Origin of the sequence: Chryseosolibacter histidinae, assembly GCF_018598225.1 — a bacterium.
In the GTDB taxonomy this organism is placed as follows: Bacteria; Bacteroidota; Bacteroidia; order Cytophagales; family Cyclobacteriaceae; genus Chryseosolibacter; species Chryseosolibacter histidini.
This window is the reverse complement of sequence record NZ_JAHESF010000010.1, coordinates 218,615-237,114: the sequence shown is the minus strand read 5'-3', so window position 1 is coordinate 237,114 and position 18,500 is coordinate 218,615. Positions and strand designations below refer to the sequence as shown.

Here is an 18,500-nt window from a genome sequence, read left to right as displayed (position 1 = left end):
ACGAGATCGCCCGGCAATACAAGGAGATCGACAGGATGGCCAAAGCCATGGGAAGTACCCTCAGCGCACCCTTTATGACCCTCTCATTCATGGCGCTGCTCGTGATCCCCACACTCAAGCTGAGCGACAAAGGCCTGTTCGACGGCAGCAAGTTCGAGTTCACAGAAGTCTTTTTCGACTAATCCCGCGAATCCTCAAAATCATCATCCAATCAATCCTGTAAATCTTGTTAATCCTGTAAATCCTGGTCAATCCTGGTCAAAGAAAACCCGCCCTTTTGGGGCGGGCTCTTATTTAGCTATAGAATCCGGAACCCGTACTTCCGGACATTGTTGTTCTGAACGAATATAGTGAATTTTAACCAGGATTAAAGGATTTGTTGGATGGACAGGATTAAACCGGATTTAAAGTATTTGCTGGATTGAATTTCTCCGAAGGAGCATCGTCGTCAGACCACTGCGCCCCGGCCCGCGCGCAAGGCAGTGGTCCGACGACTAACCCGTCCAATGCTGGTATAGGGATTTTAACCCGTTCAGCTGTCACACACCATATCTGGCATCATGAACATCGGTCCCTTGGCAGAAAATCTTCTCGAATGGCTGGCGCTGAAAGCTAACCTGGCGCCTGTGCCGCTGGTTCATACGCAGGTGTATTTTGTGTTCTCGCGCGCCATCCTCAGTGCCTTTAACCTGGAGATCTTCGAAACGATGAAGCGTGGGCCACAAACGCTCCATACTATAGCAACCACCGCGGGTCTTGATCAGCGGGCGTTGAGAAGCCTGCTCGAAGTGCTGGTAGCCGCCGGGTATCTGCGTTACCACGATGAGCGTTACAGCCTCACCCGGTTGTCGCGCAAGTGGTGCCTGAAAGACAGCGCCTCCGGTGTTGCCCCGCAGCAGGAATTCAACCGCATTGCCTGGCAGTGGATGGATCACCTGGACGTTTTTCTCAAGACGGGTGCCAGCGTCCGGTTCCATGAGTCGTTTGGACCCGTAGAATGGAAGCTGTACATGGAAGGTATGGAGTGCCTGGCGCGCAGTTTCTCAAAAACTGCTGTGGCCATGGCCCCCGATCTGTCGGGCGCTTCTGCTATGCTGGACGTGGGTGGTGCGCACGGGATCTATGCCGCAGCGTTCTGCGAAAAGTATCCGTCGCTGAAGGCTACCATCCTCGACCTTCCTGAAGCCGTGGAGACGGGTTCCCTCATCCTGAAAAAATATTACAACGGCAACCGGATCGTATACCGCAAGGGCGATGCTACCCGCGACGATTTTGGCGAGCAGTGTTATGACCTCGTCTTCGTGGCCAACGTGATCCATCACCTGAGTGACGCTGAAACAAAGGAGCTGGCAGCAAAAGCAAGAAAGGCACTCCGTGTCGGAGGTTACTTGATCATTCACGAATACCTGGCTCCCGAAGGTCAGGGCCACGCCGAAATCACCGCTGCCACCCTCAACCTTTTCTTCGGCCTCACCAGCGCCTCAGGATGCCGCACCGAAGCGGAGATCAGGAAATTATGTGAGTCAGGAGAATTGAAATTTCTTAAGTCCAGCAGGTTCATCGGAACGAATGGCTATGCGCAGATGGTGTTTAGTCGTCAGACCACTGCGCGCATAGCAGGCACGCGAGACAGTGGTCCGACGACTAGCTCGGTTTCAATTCAACGGTAAACTGAAATAGAACGTCGCGCCCTTTGCCAGCTGTGCTTCGGCCCAGATCCTTCCGCCATGGGCTTCGATTATTTTTTTGGAGATCGCAAGACCGGCGCCCGTTCCTTCAAATTCTTTTTTGCCGTGCAGGCGTGAGAATACTTTGAACAACTTATCCGAATAAACGGGGTCAAAGCCTACACCGTTATCCTTGACCCAGTAAATGTGTTCCGTATTTTGGCGGGTGTAGCCGATCTCGATCACGGGTGTTTCCGTCTTGGACGAGAACTTGATGGCGTTGCTGATCAGGTTGTCCCACACCTGCCGCAGCAGATACGAGTCTGCGAACGTTTCGCCCATCGGCAGCACATTGAGCTTTGTATTCGATTTTAGTTTTTGATTCAGCAGCACGTGCTCCACCAGTTGATGCATATTGAACCGCTGTTTGCTCACGGCGAGCGTGCCCAGCCGCGTGAGCTCCAGCAGGTCGCTGATGAGCTCATCCATTCGGTTGGAGTTCTGTTGGATGATGTTGATGGCGCGTTTAGCGCTGTCATCTAGTTTGGGATAATGCTCTTCCAGCAAGATGGCGCTGTAACCATTGATCGCTCTGAGGGGAGCCCTGAGATCGTGCGAAACGGAGTAGGAGAAAGCATTGATCTCATCGTTTGCCTTTTGCAGGGCCTGAGTCACCTGCTGCCGCTTGGTTTCCGATGCCTGAAGTGACTCCTTCAGCTTTTCAAGGGCGGTGTTGCTGGAAGCTACCCGTTGACTTACATCGGAAAGCTGATGTTTTAGTTTTTTGATCAGGTTGTGATAACGGATAATAATAACGATCAGCGCCATTGATAATACACTGGCGAGGGCCAGCATAATGACAAAGGGAGCGTTCAATACCGGACCATCATTATCAATCTGTTGCTGATTTAAACGGGCTTGTTTTCCATTGGCACCGCCAACCAGCGCCATCTGTTGCGATTTTTCTACGCTATAAAATGGAGACGACAACAATTGTGCGCCAGCATCCGGAGCAGGGCACATCATGGCCAGCATGTAAAATACGCCGATGTATAGAATCCGCCGCAAATACCTCTTTTTCATGAATGAATACCGCAAGCTAATCACGGTACCAGCTATCCGGCAAAAAATCACGCGCCTGATTAATGAGTTACCGGTTGCCAGTTGCCGGGTAGCCAGTTCGGTGCGGTGCAATTGTCAAGTAACAGTGATACGCTCAAGCCTTGAGCTTACCTCGGCTCGTTGACATTAACACGAACCCAACCGGTAACAGGCAACTGGTAACTGGCAACCTTTCATCCTATCTTGACTTTCCTGTTCTCCGCCACCGACCTGTAGATCGCTTCCACCACCCTGATATCTTTTAACCCTTCTTCGCCGGGTACCATCACCGGGGTTTTGTTGATGATGGCCAGGGCATCGTCGTCCATCTGGCGGGCTTGTTGATTGGGAATGGTTGCGTTGAGGTTCTTTCCATCGCTCGTCGTGCCCCTCACACCGTTGTAGGCCTGGAAGGGTGAAAGTTTGTACCATCCTTTTTCGCAGGTCACCAGCAGGTCGTTCATTCCTTTGCCGAAGCTTGTTTCACACTTCGCCGTGGCGCCGCCAGGAAACTCGAGCTCGAACGCCATGGTCTCATCCACCTCTTTATAGATCTCCGGACGTGTGGTCGACTTGTGAGCGGTGACGGCTATGGGCTCGAGGCCTGTGCTGTAGCGCGCCGCGTTGAGCGGATACACGCCCATGTCGTACATGGAGCCGCCACCCATGTTCTTTTTTTGCTTCCAGTGATCGGTGCGCGGATCGAAGTAGCCGGCAGCAGCTTCCACCTTCAGTATTTTGCCATAGGGGAGGTCTTTCCTGAACTGGATGATCTGCTTCGTATTCGGTTCGTGCTGTACGCGATAGCCGATGCTGAGCTTCACCTTGTTCTTGTTGCAGGCGTCGATCATACGCTTGCATTCCGCTTCGGTCATCGCCATCGGTTTTTCACACCACACGTGCTTCCCGATGCCGGCGGCGCGCACTGCGTATTCAGCATGCATCGACGGTGGAAGCACAATGTAGATCACATCGATATCGGGATTGTTGGCGATGGAATTGAAATTCTCATAATTGTAAATGTTCTTATCGGGAATGTTGTATTGCTGCTTCCACTTTTCAGCTTTGGAAGGCGTACCGGTTACGATACCGGCCAGATAACAATGTTGGGTGAGCTGCAGCGCCGGTGCAAGCAGGTCTGTGCTGTAGTACCCCAGGCCTACCAGCGCCACGCCAAGCCGTTGCTTCTGATGCTGCCGGAGGATGCCGAATGCATAAGGACTGACGGCCATCGCGGCCATACCCGAAAAGGCGTGCGAGATAAATTTTCTTCTGCTTGTCATGATGTCGATCTTTTAAGTACGGTTAAGGAGAAACCGGTCAACGGTTCATGACAATAATTTACGAAAACAAGTCCATAGTACATAGTCTGTTAGTCCACGATCCACAGTCGACAGTCCACGGCCGTATCCCCAGTGATCTCCATTCGGCGCGAGGAATCCCCAGATGACGGTCTTCGAAGGCGAACTGCTGTGGACCGTGGACTAAACCGCTACCCGGTACTTCCTTACACAATAGAACGGCACGTAGATCATGCCGAGGATGGCCGTGATGATGAAGAGCTGGTCTCCACCGGGCATGTGCATCATCTTGAAGAAAACCGCGTTGACGAACGATTCGGTGCAAAGGAAGCCGATGATGAATGCAAAACGGGTGATGGCCAGGCTCATGCTTTCGCCGGATTCACGCACGGCCATCCTGTAATGGTGAAGCCAGTACCGGGGCAGGATGAACAGGCACATAGCGTACTGGTTGACGAAAGCGAGCTCCGCGATAAACGGCCACGCATATTGATTGAGCAACCTGATGCCCTGAAGCAGGGTGGTGACAAAGAAAAGGATCATTACCAGCGATTCGGCGATAACAGCAAATTTTTTCATGATGATGGTTTTTTTTAGTGATATATAATTGACTTCAACCTGAATGCGCTTCAGGCCTCCGGTGGGAGCGAAGTCCTCAAATACTTTTTCAAAGGCATCCTCGAAATTTCCGCCGCCCTCCATTTCCGCTTCAATGAGGCAGCAGAGATGATCCAGGATGTCGTGTTCGAGGTCTGTGCGGTTTATACCTTCCTGCCTGACCCTTTCGCGGATGTACTGGATCTGTGCTTCGGTTAACATGTTCATATGCTCAGGTCGGTCTTTGCCTTAAACAAGGTGTTCATGGTCTTCAGAAACCGGGAGAACTCCGCGATCTGCTCTTTTGCTTCGGCGTTCCCCTGGCGCGCCAGTGAGTAGTATTGCCTGTCACGCCCGCCAACTTTCACCGTTTCCACCTTGAGCAGCCCGTCTTCCTTCAGCTTGTACAACGCCGGGTACAGCGATCCTTCCTTGATGATCAGCTGCTCGCGGGTCATCGACCGGATGGTCTGACATATCTCGTAACCATACATTTTGCCGTGCTCCGACAGCAATTTCAAAATAATCGGCCGCAGCGTGCCCCGGATCAGTTCTTTTGAATACATAGACGAATATACTATGGTTGTCTGGGTATTGCAAGGTTAGCCAAAGTTTTTTTAGGTCCATGGTCGATAGTCGATAGTCCATAGCCATAACGCGTAAAGTCCACGTGGCGTGTGACACCGCATGCCATGGACTATGGTCCATCGACCATGGACTTTCCCCTCATGTTTCAAAAAGAGTCTTCATCCCGTACAATAATTTTCTATCGAAGTAGTTTTCATATCAAAAGAAACCCTAACCCCTTTGAAGATCTCTCTCAGTCGTTGCAGGCGATTGCTCGTGAGCAGTTCGATCGTCTCTTTTTTATCCACAGGTGCAGCCGCACAAAACATCAGCGGCTACGTCACCGATGAGCACAACAATCCCGTTCCGTTTGCCAACATCTTTATCAAAGAGCTGCAAAGTGGTGTAGCCTCCGATGACAAAGGACATTACTACCTCACCATCGATCCCGGCATTTACAACCTTGTGGTCACTTCTGTCGGCTTTCACACGCAAACCGCCCAGGTCATTGTGAGGGATAAGCCGGTGACCCGGGATTTTAAACTGCAATCTTCCAGCGTAGAGCTTAACGAGATCGAGATCAGGGTGCGCAGGAGAGACCCGGCGTATGAGATCATACAGAAAGTGATCGATAACAAGGAGAAATACCTGAAACAGGTGAGCAGCTCCAGGGTCAATGTTTATGTGCGTGCAGGCGAAACAGTAGACGATCGCAAGAAGAAAAAGGAACAACCCGAAGAAGCCGACGACCTGAAGAAAGAAGGCCCGCCGGAAGATCCCTTTGAAGTGGCCAGGAAAAAAGAGGAGGCGCGGTTGCAGAAGATCAACCTTGTGGAAATGCAGCTCGTTCTGAATTACCGTTACCCGGATCAGTATAAAGAGGAGCGCACCGCATTCAAGCAGTATGGCACCAGGGATGGACTCTTCATTCCGGTTTTTAGCCGCACGGATTTCAATTTCTATCACAACCTCGTAGACCTCAAGGGCATCTCGGAAATTCCCATGATCTCGCCCGTGAGTCGCACTGCCATACTTTCGTACCGGTTCAGGCTCGAGCAGACTTTGAAAGAAGGGAACCAGACGGTTTATAAGATCAGGGTGACTCCCCGGAAAACCGGTGACGCTACCGGCAGAGGCTACCTGTTCATCAACGACAGCACCTGGAACATCAACAGGCTCGAGCTCACGCTGCACAAAGGCGCGTTAAAATTCTATGATGACTTCACCATCAGGCAAACCTATCAGGAAATGGATAGTGGCCTCTGGATCCCCACACGCCAGGAGTTTGTGTACGAGACCACATCCGGTGCGAAGCTGTTCAGGGGAAACACCGTGCTGATCTATTCGGATTATAAAAAAGATCATGTCTTCCCGCCAAGGTTCTTCGGCAATGAAGTGGCTGTTACTACGAAAGAAGCCTATGAGCGCGATTCAACATACTGGAACGATACAAGGCCTGAACCGCTTACCGCCGATCAGCAGAAAGTAGTTGCTTACAGAGACAGCATCGAGGCTGTGCGCAAAAGCAAGGCGTATATCGATTCCATGGCAGCGCGCTACAACAGGATCACGGTGGGAGAGGTGTTGTATCACGGTGTGGGGTTCCGCAATGAAGGGAAGAAAAGCAACCTATTCCTTCCTTCGTTGGCCAACCTCATCGGCTTCGAGATCATCGGTGGCTTCAGGATCGCTCCCTATAGCCGGTATTTTCGCAGCTTTGAGAATGGAAGAATGTTGAACATCGGCACCAGTGTGAGCTTCGGCCTCAAGAACAAAGACGTGAATGGCAACCAAGGTATATGGGTGCGTTATAATCCTTACCGCCTTGGCGATGCGTCTATGCGGTTTGGCAGGGAGTTCCAGTCTATCAACAGTTTTGACGCCTACCTCAACCAGCTCCGCATTTCGAATTACATTCTGCATGAGCACGTCAACCTGTTTCACCGCATCGAGCTGCTCAATGGACTTTACGTGAGCAACGATCTTGTGTTCAGCAACCGGCGATCATTGCATGGTTATGACAACACGTCCATCATCAACGAGGTGATCAAGGAAACAGACCCGCTGTTGTTCGAAGACTACCAGGCGCTCATCACCAACACCCGGCTGGCCTATACGCCGGCACAGAAGTTCATGACGGAGCCCAACCGCAAGGTGGTGCTCGGCAGTCGGTATCCCACCTTCATCTTCAATCACCGCAAGGGCTGGGACAGGGTCCTGACCAGCGATATCGATTTTGATTATATCGATTTTACCATTGACCAGCGTTTGCTGCTCGGCACGTTGGGAAACTCGCGGTATACCCTGATGGCCGGAAAGTTTGTGAACAAACGCGACCTGCGTTACGTCGATGTGAAACGTTTCCGGCAATCGGACCCATACCTGTATTCCGATCCGATGTATTCCTTCCAGTTGCTGGATACATCGCTCTTTGCCACAGACTGGTTTGTGGAAGGGCATTACATCCATCACTTTAACGGCGCCATGATCAACAACATTCCCCTGGTGAAAAAACTCAAGTTACGAACTGTTGCCGGCGCGGGTTTTATGTGGATCAAGCAGAACGGTTTTCGCCACGAGGAGGTATTCGGTGGCGTGGAGCGCGTCTTTAAGATCGGCGCCCGGCGCAGGCTCAAGCTCGGCTTCTACGGTGTGCTTGCCCAATCCAACTTCCTGCCACCCCGTGCAGACTGGAAGATCTCGTTTGATATTATTGATACCTGGAAACGGGAGTGGAGCTATTGAAGAGTCCACGGTCGACGGTCCACGGACCACAGCATTCGCTCCTCGCGGAACGAGCCGTCATGCTGAGCGAGGAATGCAGGTAGCATGTGGGAGCGAAGCATCCCCTTCAGGCGAAGTGCTCAAGTTGAGGCAGATGCAAGAATTAAGTATGCGGTAAGCACGCGCAGCCCATCGCTTGTTCAACGCTCAAGGATGAACAACTTCGAAGGGACAAATGCCGTGGACCGTCGACTGTCGACCGTGGACTCTTGTGGACTTTTTAAAAAAGATCATTATCTTTAAAAAATCCACTAACGCCACTTTGAATGCACCAGCTCCACTTTGCCGACTACACGGTTTTCCTGATCTACTTCATCGTCGTTGCTACCTACGGCGTGTACATTTATTACAAGAAAAAAGCGAAGCAGACCAGCTCCAAAGATTTTTTCCTGGCTGAAGGCTCGCTTACGTGGTGGGCTATCGGGGCATCGCTCATCGCCTCTAACATTTCAGCAGAGCACTTCATCGGTATGTCGGGTTCCGGTTTTGCGCTGGGGCTGGCCATCTCCACCTATGAATGGATGGCGGCGGCCACACTCATCATCGTGGCGGTGTTCTTCATTCCCGTATACCTGAAGAACAAGATCTACACCATGCCGCAGTTCCTTTCGGTGCGGTACAATGATACCGTGAGCACCATCATGGCCATTTTCTGGCTGCTCGTGTATGTGTTTGTCAATCTTACCTCAATCATATACCTCGGCGCGCTCGCCATCAACGCCATCACGGGCATCGCTTTCAGCACCTGCATTGCAGGCCTGGCCCTGTTCTCCATCGCTGTTACGCTCGGCGGAATGAAAGTGATCGGTTACACAGACGTGATCCAGGTGGCTGTGCTCATCCTCGGCGGCCTGGTAGCAACTTACCTTGCGCTGAACCTTGTTTCCGAACAGTTCGGATATGGATCGGATGTGCTGATGGGATTCCAGCTCATCGCCGAGAAGGCACCCTCTCATTTCCACATGATCTTCGATTCAGACCATGCTTATTATAAAGACCTTCCGGGATTATCAGTGCTGATAGGAGGGATGTGGATCAACAACCTTAACTACTGGGGATGCAACCAGTACATCATTCAGCGTGCCCTGGGCGCCGACCTGAAGACAGCCCGCAGCGGCATTCTGTTCGCGGCCTTTCTGAAGTTGCTCGTGCCTGTTATCGCCGTGCTTCCAGGTATCGCAGCGTACGTGCTCTACCAGCAGGGAATGTTCCAGGCAGAAATGGTCAATGCCGAAGGTGTGCTCAAACCTGACCACGCGTATCCCACATTGCTCAACCTGCTGCCGATAGGTTTGAAAGGACTCGCATTTGCCGCGCTCACGGCCGCCATCGTGGCTTCGCTCGCCGGCAAGGCCAACAGCATCGCCACCATTTTTTCGCTCGACATCTATCACAAATACTTCCACCGCGATGCAACCGAGAAACAACTGGTGCTCACAGGACGCTGGACTGTAGTGATCGCCATGTTGCTGGCGTGCCTCGTGGCCCCGGCCCTGAGCACGCTCGACCAGGCTTATCAGTTCATCCAGGAGTACGTTGGGTTTATTTCTCCCGGCGTGCTGGCCATCTTCCTGTTGGGATTCTTCTGGAAACGGACCACGGCTACGGCAGCCCTCGCCTCCGCACTGCTTACCATCCCGCTCTCGACCCTGCTGAAATTCCTCCCGTACTGGACAGACGGCGCTTTCCCCGATTACCCTTTCCTCGACCGCATGTCCATCGTCTTTGTATCGCTCATTGTGCTCATGGTATTGATCAGCCTGCTTGACAAGAGAAGCAAAGACCAACCCCGCATCATCGTGATCGACAAATCCATGTTTCGGACCTCACCAGGATTTATTGTTGGCGCTGTCCTGATCGTAGGGATATTGACGGCTTTGTATACGGTATTCTGGTAAGAAAAGGAGTAAGGAGCAAGTAGTAAGTAGTAAGTCGTAAGTAGGCTACGAACGGAAGCTGTCACAAGTTCATTTCGAGAGCTACGAACGCCCTTCGTACAGCGCTCAACGATGAACTCACACCGCGCTCCTTACTCCTTAATTCTTACTCCTTACTCCTTTTTAATTTCACTATTAACTATGTATTTAAGTAGCAAAACGATAAACTCACCGAAGATCTTTTTTTTAGTACTGATCTATATCTCTGCCACTTCCTCACTGTGGGCTGCGCAGACCGACTCGTTGCTTCAGGCGCTGAACGAAGTGATCGCTGAAAAAGAATCATTTACAGAAGCGAAGGAAGAACGGATTGCGGCGTATCACCGCGCGCTCCGGTCGGGCAACGATCACAACCGGTTCCAGATCTTACAGGGGCTGTCGGAAGAATACAAAACCTTCATTTATGATTCCGCTTTCGCCTATACCATCAGGTTGCAGCAGGAAGCTTACCGGCTGGGCAGTGCCGAGAAGATCGCTTACGCCAAGGTGAAGCTGGCGTTTATCCTGCTGTCGTCTGGTATGTTCAAGGAGACACTCGATTCGCTCGCCACCATCCGGGTGAAAGGTCTTCCGGACAGCATCCGCATGGATTATTATTCCATTCTCGCGCGTGCCTGCTATGACCTGGGCGATTTTGACCGCGACCGGTTTTACACACCCATTTATATAGCCAAGGGAAACGCTTATGTAGACTCCGCCCGCAGCCTTTCGAAGCCCGGGGACTACGCTTATCTCTATCTGAACGGATTGAAGAGCCTGAAGAATGAGAACACCGCGATGGCGCTGGCCGACCTCACTGAGCTGCTGGACAGTTACACGCTCACGCACCACCAGCTGGCGGTCACAGCATCCACGCTCAGCTATTATTATGTGCTTCACAACGAACCCGAGAAGGCGATCGATCTTCTGGCGCAGGCGGCGATGGCCGATATCAGGTCAGCTACCCGCGAGACGTCGGCGATGTCTGCCCTGGCCGAGCTGCTTTACAAAAAAGGCGATATTCTGAATGCATACAACTATATCCAGCAGGCCATGGAAGATGCTGTGTTCTATGGGGCCCGGCAGCGCAAAGTGCAGGTGGGATCGATCCTGCCCGTGATCGCGGCAGCCAGGCTTACCAACGTGGAGGAACAGCGCAGAATGTGGCTCGTCTACTCCACAGCGATCACCCTGCTTTCCGTGCTGGTCATTGTGTTCGCCGTCATCACGTATAAGCAGCTGAAGAAACGAAAGGTGGCGGAAAAAGCTCTACAAGAGGCCAATAAGATCAAGGAAGAGTACATCGGCTATTATTTCAACGTCAATTCAGAGTACCTCGGAAAGATCGAAGCCATCAAGAAAGCGGTGGAGATGAAGCTGATGACGAAGAAGATCGACGACATCCGCTTCGTCATCAATGACATCAACCTGAAGAAGGAGCGGGAAGCGTTGTACAACAGTTTCGACAAGGTGTTCGTGAAGCTGTTCCCCGACTTCGTCACCATTTTTAATTCCTATTTCCGGGACGAAGACAAGGTTGTGCTGAAAGAAGGGCAGCTTCTCAACGCCGAGCTGCGCATCTTCGCGCTCATCCGCATGGGTATCCACGACACCGAAAAAATTGCCCGCATCCTGGACTACTCCATCAACACCATTTACAACTACAAAGCCAGGATCAAGGGGAGATCGATCGTTCCCAATGAAGAGTTTGAGAAAAAGATCATGATGATACACGCGTTGTAAGGAAGCACGAGGTACGAAATACGAGGTACGAGGGAAATGCACGCACCTTACATTGTTCGTGCTGCTACATCGTACCTACTTTCTATACAATGAAACCCGCCGGTACTCACGTACCGCGTACTTCGTACCTCGTACCTTTTCGAAATCACACCATTAGTGTAAACGAAGACTTCGCACCCCTCTGATAGCACCTTTGGCCTTCTTCGGTCAATTGAATAACGATGGAGTCTTTGGGATGGCGGATCTCGATCAGTCCCAGCTGTTCGAGCTGGCGCACGGTGTCGAGCGCTATGGAATATTGTTCGATCTTGTGTTCAAGAATGTTGATCAGCGGTTTCGAGCCCCCGGCTTCTCCCAGGCCCCCGATGAGCTGGCGAAGCTTTTCGCGTACATATACGGGATTGATCTGCTCTATGCCCATGATGGAGACCTTGCAGGCGACGTCGCCGTTTTCATAGATCCATCGTTCTCTGATCCAACCATTGTCCGATAAATAGTCGCTGAACTCAACCGGGTCGATCCTGTATTTCCGGGAGATCTTGTTGATAGGATATATAACCGCCGGCCCTTTCAGGTATTCGGAAAATAAATACGTGAGCGCCTCCCGGGCGGCTTTTTCCAAGATCATAGGCTAGGGGTTACGGGGCTTACCAGGCGAATATCGTGATCTATCTTCAATTTTTTAAATCTTCTCGCCGAATATTCTGGTCCATCCTCCTAAAGTAGGATGTATTTATGCCCTGATGGCAGATTCCCTGAACTTTGAAGTTTAAACTTTAAATTTTAAACCTTAAACCTTAAACTTAAAACTAACCCCACTTGCTCGCCCGCTCAATGAAATTATTCCTGCCTTATTTTTGTAATTTAGAAATCATGTCCCTTACGCTGTTTCATAGTGCAGTGGCTGCGTGGTTTGAAAGGAGCTTCAGGCAGCCTACAGAGGTTCAAAACCAGGCGTGGAAGGCTATCAAGTCTTCACAGAATACGCTTATTGCCGCGCCCACAGGATCAGGCAAAACACTTTCCGCCTTTCTTTCGGCCATCGACGACCTGGTACGCCAGGGTATCGCCGGAACGTTGCAGCCCGGTACACAGGTAGTATATGTTTCACCACTCAAAGCGCTGAGCAACGACATTGAACGCAACCTTCAGTTTCCCCTGGATGGCATCAAACAAGAGCTTGAAAGCCGGGGACTACCCGGTGCCGATATCAGCGTGATGGTGAGAACAGGCGATACACCGATGGCAGACCGGGCCGCCATGGTCAAACATCCGCCCCACATTCTTGTCACCACCCCCGAATCGTTGTACCTGCTGCTCACCAGCACCAACGGTCGCAAAATGCTCAGCACGGTTCATACGCTGATCCTCGACGAGATCCACGCCATGGTAGGCGACAAGCGGGGCTCGCACCTCTCGCTTTCAGTGGAACGTCTTGAAGCCCTCATCGGCAGAAAGCTCCACCGCATCGGCCTCTCCGCCACGCAGAAGCCCGTGGAGCAGGTAGCGCAGTTCCTTTCCGGCAACACTGCCGATTGCCACATCATCGACGCAGGCCATGCGCGCAAGCTCGACCTCTCCATCGAGATCCCGCGATCGCCGCTCACGGCCGTGATGGCCAATGAAGTATGGACGGAGATCTACGACAGGCTCATCAACCTCATCTCAAGCCACGAGACCACGCTCATCTTTGTCAATACACGCCGGCTCGCGGAACGGTTGTCGCATAACCTCAACGAAAAGTTGGGACCGGGTTTTGTGCTGGCGCACCATGGCAGTATGTCCAAAGACCTGCGCTTCGACGCGGAACGCAGGCTGAAGTCGGGCAACCTGCGCGCGCTGGTGGCCACCGCTTCCATGGAGCTGGGCATAGACGTGGGTTCTATCGACCTCGTATGTCAGATCGGCTCGCCACGCTCCATCGCTGCTTTTTTACAGCGGGTGGGGCGCTCGGGGCACAGCGTGAACAAGACACCCAAAGGCAAACTTTTTCCCCTCACCACCGATGAGCTGGTGGATTGCGCCGCCATCATGGACGCCATTCAGCGGGGTGAGCTCGACCGGATCATCATGCCCGAAAAACCACTCGATGTGCTGGCACAGCAGATCGTAGCGGAGACCTCTTGCCAGGAATATACCGAGGATGAATTGTTTACCCTGGTTAAAAAAGCATATCCTTACCGTGATCTGAGCCGTTCGGAGTTTGACGAGGTGATCGTTATGCTGTCAGAAGGTTTTACAGGCCGCAACGGCAGGAGAGCAGCGTACCTCTACCACGACATGGTGAACGGACGCATCAAAGCCCGGAAGGGCGCACGCCTTACCGCGATCATGTCAGGCGGCGCCATCCCTGATAACTTTGAATACGAGGTGATGCTCGAACCCGGCAACGTCTTCCTCGGGACGCTCAATGAAGACTTTGCCATCGAAAGCATTCCCGGCGATATTTTTAAACTTGGCAACAACTCCTGGAAGATCCTGAGGATCGAGAGTGGCAGGGTACGTGTGGAAGACGCTGCAGGCCAGCCTCCGAACATCCCGTTCTGGCTGGGGGAGGCGCCGGGGCGTACGAAAGAGCTTTCTTTTGCTGTCTCACGCTTGCGCGAAGAAGTGATCTCCAGGCTGGGCAACCTTGAAGCCCTGGAGCAGGACCCGGACCACCCGGATAACACCTGGAAAAAAGATGCCGTAGACTGGCTGGTGCATGAAAAGAAACTGACGCCCGAAGCGGCAGACCAGCTAACGGATTACCTCGGTGCGGCCAAGGCGGCGCTGAAGGTGATGCCCACGCAGCAGAATATTGTGATGGAGCGTTTCTTCGATGAAGCGGGTGACATGCACCTGGTGATCCATTCACCTTTCGGCAACCGCATGAACAAGGCCTGGGGACTCGCCCTGCGCAAAAAGTTCTGCCGCAAGTTCAACTTCGAGCTGCAGGCCGCCGCCAACGACAATGCCATCATCCTTTCGCTCGGGTCTACCCATAGCTTTCCGTTGGAAGAGGTCTTCAGTTATCTCAGTCCCGAAACCGTGCGCGACGTGCTGGTGCAGGCGATGCTGGATGCGCCCATCTTCGGTATTCGCTGGCGCTGGAATGCATCACGTGCACTGGCCGTGATCCGCAGAAGGGCAGACCGCAAAGTGCCGGCACAACTTCAGCGCATGCAGTCTGAAGACCTGGTGGCACAGGTATTCCCCGATCAGCTGGCATGTCTGGAAAATATTCCCGGTGAGCGTGAAGTGCCCAACCATCCGCTGGTAAGGCAGACCATCCACGATTGTCTGTATGAGGCCATGGATATCGAAGGACTGGAGGACCTGCTGCGCAAGATCAAAAAGAAACAGGTGAACCTGGTGGCGCGCGACCTGAAAGAACCTTCGCCACTCGCCTACGAAATTGTGAACGCAAGGCCCTATGCCTTCCTCGACGATGCGCCACTGGAAGAGCGCAGAACACTGGCCGTGAGAAGCAGGCGGTCGCTTTCACCTGCAGAAGCCAATGACATCGGCAAGCTCGATCCCGAGGCCATTGAAGCAGTGCAACGCGAAGCATGGCCGGAAGCCACCACCGCAGACGAGCTTCATGATGCGCTCTTGTTATCAGGATTTATTACCCGGCAGGAGGGAATTGAAAACCAGTGGGAGACCTACTTCTATGAGCTGGTGACCGCGGGCCGGGCTACGGCGCTCGCGGGCAAACAGGTGCTGTGGGTAGCGACGGAACGTGTTCCCTATATGACCGCCGTGTACCCTGACCGTACGCTCGAACATGCCGTAACAGTACCGGAAAAGATCAGGCAGGTGCCGGCCGACAAAGATGCGCTGACGGAGCTGATTCGCGGAAGGCTGGAGATCATGGGCCCTGTAACGGCCGAGACACTGGCCGGCCTCATGGACCTTTCCACCGGCACCATCGACCTTGCGCTGCTCAGGCTCGAGAACGAAGGTTTTGCTTTCAGGGGAAGCTTCAGCGGCCCCAATACCAACGAATGGTGTGAGCGCAGGTTGCTGGCACGCATTCACCGCTATACCATCAGGAAACTTCGCAGCGAAATCCAACCTGTTTCCGCTTCGGACTATATGCGCTTTCTCTTTTCGTGGCATCAGCTGGGAGAGGGAAAACAACCCCAGGGCCCCGTGGCGCTCGAGCACGCCATCCAGAAGCTCGAGGGGTATGAAGCTCCGGCGGTGGCGTGGGAAGCCGACATCCTGCCGGCGCGCATCGATGCGTACGACCACCAGTGGCTCGATATGCTCTCCATAGCCGGAAAGATCTCATGGGGGCGCTTCCGGATCGCCTCTTCTGCCGGCAAAGACAAAAAGGCAAGCAGTCCCATCCGTACCACGCCGGTAGCCTTTGTAAACAGAGCGCACCTCAACGTATGGAAGAACATCCAGTTCCACCCCGACGACTCCGAAAGCAACGGCCTTTCAACGAAAGCACAGCAGGTGCTGGCCGTGCTGCAAAAGCATGGCGCTTCATTCTTCGACGACATCGTTTACAAAACGAAGCTCTTCCCGTCACAGGCCGAAGATGCCCTCGGTGAGCTGATCGGCGCCGGCCTCATTACGTCTGATTCTTTTACAGGATTACGTGCCTTGCTGGTGCCCGACAAATACAAAACTAATGCAGGCCATAGACGCGATGTGGAGATCTTCTCCATGAACTATGCCGGCCGTTGGTCGTTGTTGCACGATGTGCATGAGCCTGAAGCGCAGAGAGATGAACGCGGCGCACAGCAGGATATCGAGACCATTGCCTGGGCCTTGCTCCGCCGGTATGGTGTGCTGTTCAGGAAGCTGGCCGAACGTGAGAACCTGGCGCCGCCCTGGCGTGACCTTGTGCGCGTGCTCAGAACCATGGAAGCACGTGGCCAGATCCGCGGCGGACGATTTGTGGAAGGGGTCTATGGTGAGCAGTTCGCGTTGCCCGAAGCCATCGTGGAGCTGCGCAACACCAAAAAGGATACGAAGAAAGACGTGCTGATCTCCATCAGTGCTGCGGATCCGCTGAACCTCACGGGCATCATCACCCCCGGAAGACGCATCCCCGCATTCTCCGGCAACAGGATCCTGTACCAGGACGGTGTGCCCGTAGCCATCCGCGAAGCCAAAGAGATCCAGTTCCTCATCGAGCCCGATGCCGAGAAGAAGTGGCCGCTGCAACACGCGTTGGTGCAGCACCATGTATCACCCAAATTGAGGAAGTACCTGGGAGTGAGCTCTTAGAAACGAGGGAGGATTTGGTTGCCAGTTGCCAGTTACCGGATAGCCGGTTTGGGAGTGCTTCGGCGTTCGCGATATCATCTACGATCTATACACCATGAACAGAAACTGAGTAGATAAAAACTAACACCCGCCCAGAACCGGCAACTGGCAACCGGTAACCGGCAACAACTTCAAACTTCAAACTTCAAACCTTAAACCCCCACCTCCTTTGACCCCAGACCCCTACCACATCACGGAGAAGACCATCAAACCTCCGCCAACAACTTTTATTGGAAAGCTCAAGCACCTCGGTCCGGGATTTATTCTTTCTGCCTCCATTGTGGGGTCGGGTGAGTTGATCGCAACCACCACGCTGGGCGCGAAGGCGGGCTTCACGGCATTCTGGATCATTGTGATCAGTTGCCTGGTGAAGGTGGCCGTGCAGCTCGAGTTCGGCAAGCACACCATCACCACCGGAGAAACTGCCATGCAGGCACTGGGTAAGCTTCCCGGCCCCAGGTTCGGCAAAGGGCGCTGGACGGTGTGGATGATCCTGCTCCTGATCATCTCCAAGGTTATTCAGCTGGGCGGCATGATCGGCAGCACGGCCATTGTGCTGAACATGCTGTTCGGTGATGTGCCTGTTTATGTGTGGGTGTTCATCGCCGCGCTCATCACGTCCATCCTCATTTACAAAGGTTATTACGCCATGGTTGAAAAGTTCTCGCTTTTTATGACGGCCATGTTCACGCTGCTCACGGTCACGGCGGTATTCGCGCTTCGGTACACACAATTCAGTTTTACTTTTGCCGATGTATGGCATGGCCAGCAGTTCTCGCTCTCGGGTGCTATTGTGGGGGTGGCGATCGGCGCTTTTGGCATCACGGGTGTTGCCAGCGATGAGATCCTGGCTTACAACTACTGGTGCCTGGAGAAAGGATATGCGGCTTACACAGGTCCCCGGCAGAACAGTGAGGAATGGCGAAGCCGCGCCCGGGGCTGGATCAAAGTGATGTACCTGGATGCCATCATGGCCATGGTGATCTACACGCTGGTGACCGCGGCATTTTACCTGCTCGGCGCTGCCGTACTGCACAGCATGGGCGTAGTGCCTGAGGGCAATGCGCTGATCGAGACCGTTGCCCTGATCTACACAAAGTCACTTGGGCCGGGCATCAGGACCGTTTATCTCGTGGGGGCCTTCTTCGTGCTTTACTCGAGCCTCTTCGCAAGCCTCGCCGCCTGGACCCGTATGTACTCCGATATTTTCGGTCAGCTTGGCTGGATCGATTTTTTCGATCTGCGGCAACGCAGCAAAGTGATCGCTGTGCTGGCGTGGATATTTCCACTCTGCTGGGCGTGCATCTATCTTTTCATCAAGCTGCCCGTGCTCATGATCCTTTCCGGAGGATTGGTAGGATCGGTGCTGCTGTTCCTGATCGTTTTTGCCGCCCTGCATTTCCGCTACAAACGACAGCAGATCGCAAGACCTGGTGTGCTGTACGACATCGCCCTGTGGATCAGCATCATTTCGATCTTCGGCGTGGGAGTATATGGCGTGGTGAAAATCGTTGGCTAGTTGCCAGTTACCAGGTAGCCGGTTTAGGAAGCGCTTC

Annotated in this window: 12 protein-coding genes; 7 read left to right on the top strand and 5 right to left on the bottom strand. The window is 53.1% G+C overall.

The features are described 5' to 3' along the window. Window positions 1-182, top strand: a 182-nt coding sequence (locus KK083_RS12515) for an adenine deaminase C-terminal domain-containing protein (protein ID WP_317195226.1), incomplete at its 5' end; no start/stop codon positions are given. A gap of 378 nt (window positions 183-560) precedes the next feature. Continuing rightward, window positions 561-1,670 (top strand): methyltransferase, encoded by a 1,110-nt coding sequence (locus KK083_RS12510; RefSeq protein ID WP_254163576.1) that lies wholly within the window; start codon window positions 561-563, stop codon window positions 1,668-1,670. Here KK083_RS12510 and KK083_RS12505 read toward each other — a convergent pair. The 4 genes from KK083_RS12505 to KK083_RS12490 form a co-directional block, all read right to left on the bottom strand. After that, a complete protein-coding gene (locus tag KK083_RS12505; protein WP_254163575.1) occupies window positions 1,656-2,750 on the bottom strand; it encodes a sensor histidine kinase in 1,095 nt (364 codons plus the stop codon). The two genes, KK083_RS12510 and KK083_RS12505, sit on opposite strands and share 15 nt — an antisense overlap. Before the next feature lie 212 nt (window positions 2,751-2,962). Then, window positions 2,963-4,051, bottom strand: coding sequence for a Gfo/Idh/MocA family protein (locus KK083_RS12500; protein ID WP_254163574.1), 1,089 nt, complete (start codon window positions 4,049-4,051; stop codon window positions 2,963-2,965). Window positions 4,052-4,252: 201 nt separating this feature from the next. Continuing rightward, a complete protein-coding gene (locus KK083_RS12495; protein WP_254163573.1) occupies window positions 4,253-4,894 on the bottom strand; it encodes a hypothetical protein in 642 nt (213 codons plus the stop codon). Next, entirely contained in the window at window positions 4,891-5,232 is a 342-nt protein-coding gene (locus KK083_RS12490; protein WP_254163572.1) for a PadR family transcriptional regulator, read from the bottom strand. The genes KK083_RS12495 and KK083_RS12490 overlap by 4 nt, the downstream gene beginning before the upstream one ends. 241 nt (window positions 5,233-5,473) lie before the next feature. Here KK083_RS12490 and KK083_RS12485 point away from each other — a divergent pair, with 241 nt between their 5' ends. The 3 genes from KK083_RS12485 (at window position 5,474) to susR (ending at window position 11,676) form a co-directional block, all read left to right on the top strand. Beyond that, on the top strand, window positions 5,474-7,978 hold the full coding sequence (locus KK083_RS12485) for a DUF5686 and carboxypeptidase regulatory-like domain-containing protein (RefSeq protein ID WP_254163571.1): 2,505 nt from the start codon (window positions 5,474-5,476) through the stop codon (window positions 7,976-7,978). Between the two features lie 305 nt (window positions 7,979-8,283). Then, a complete protein-coding gene (locus KK083_RS12480; RefSeq protein ID WP_254163570.1) occupies window positions 8,284-9,915 on the top strand; it encodes a sodium/sugar symporter in 1,632 nt (543 codons plus the stop codon). A gap of 180 nt (window positions 9,916-10,095) precedes the next feature. Next, complete coding sequence (gene susR / locus KK083_RS12475; RefSeq protein WP_254163569.1) at window positions 10,096-11,676, top strand: SusR family glycan utilization regulator; 1,581 nt, start codon at window positions 10,096-10,098, stop codon at window positions 11,674-11,676. A 145-nt stretch (window positions 11,677-11,821) separates the two neighbouring features. Here the strand turns inward: susR and KK083_RS12470 are convergent, their stop codons facing one another. Then, a complete protein-coding gene (locus tag KK083_RS12470; RefSeq protein WP_254163568.1) occupies window positions 11,822-12,304 on the bottom strand; it encodes a winged helix DNA-binding protein in 483 nt (160 codons plus the stop codon). Window positions 12,305-12,549: 245 nt separating this feature from the next. On the opposite strand from KK083_RS12470, the gene KK083_RS12465 reads away from it, so the two are divergent. Together KK083_RS12465 and KK083_RS12460 are read left to right on the top strand one after the other, a co-directional pair. Then, a complete protein-coding gene (locus KK083_RS12465) occupies window positions 12,550-16,905 on the top strand; it encodes a DEAD/DEAH box helicase (protein ID WP_254163567.1) in 4,356 nt (1,451 codons plus the stop codon). A 208-nt stretch (window positions 16,906-17,113) separates the two neighbouring features. After that, window positions 17,114-18,463, top strand: a complete 1,350-nt coding sequence (locus KK083_RS12460) for an Nramp family divalent metal transporter (RefSeq protein ID WP_254163566.1) — start codon at window positions 17,114-17,116, stop codon at window positions 18,461-18,463. The last annotated feature ends 37 nt before the right edge of the window (window positions 18,464-18,500 follow it).

Excerpts from the sequence above, each read along its gene's own strand:
- susR (WP_254163569.1), top strand. The coding sequence starts at position 10,096 with ATGTATTTAAGTAGCAAAACGATAAACTCACCGAAGATCTTTTTTTTA.
- KK083_RS12470 (WP_254163568.1), bottom strand. The coding sequence starts at position 12,304 with ATGATCTTGGAAAAAGCCGCCCGGGAGGCGCTCACGTATTTATTTTCC.
- KK083_RS12480 (WP_254163570.1), top strand. The coding sequence starts at position 8,284 with ATGCACCAGCTCCACTTTGCCGACTACACGGTTTTCCTGATCTACTTC.
- KK083_RS12510 (WP_254163576.1), top strand. The coding sequence starts at position 561 with ATGAACATCGGTCCCTTGGCAGAAAATCTTCTCGAATGGCTGGCGCTG.
- KK083_RS12505 (WP_254163575.1), bottom strand. The coding sequence starts at position 2,750 with ATGAAAAAGAGGTATTTGCGGCGGATTCTATACATCGGCGTATTTTAC.
- KK083_RS12500 (WP_254163574.1), bottom strand. The coding sequence starts at position 4,051 with ATGACAAGCAGAAGAAAATTTATCTCGCACGCCTTTTCGGGTATGGCC.
- KK083_RS12495 (WP_254163573.1), bottom strand. The coding sequence starts at position 4,894 with ATGAACATGTTAACCGAAGCACAGATCCAGTACATCCGCGAAAGGGTC.
- KK083_RS12490 (WP_254163572.1), bottom strand. The coding sequence starts at position 5,232 with ATGTATTCAAAAGAACTGATCCGGGGCACGCTGCGGCCGATTATTTTG.
- KK083_RS12465 (WP_254163567.1), top strand. The coding sequence starts at position 12,550 with ATGTCCCTTACGCTGTTTCATAGTGCAGTGGCTGCGTGGTTTGAAAGG.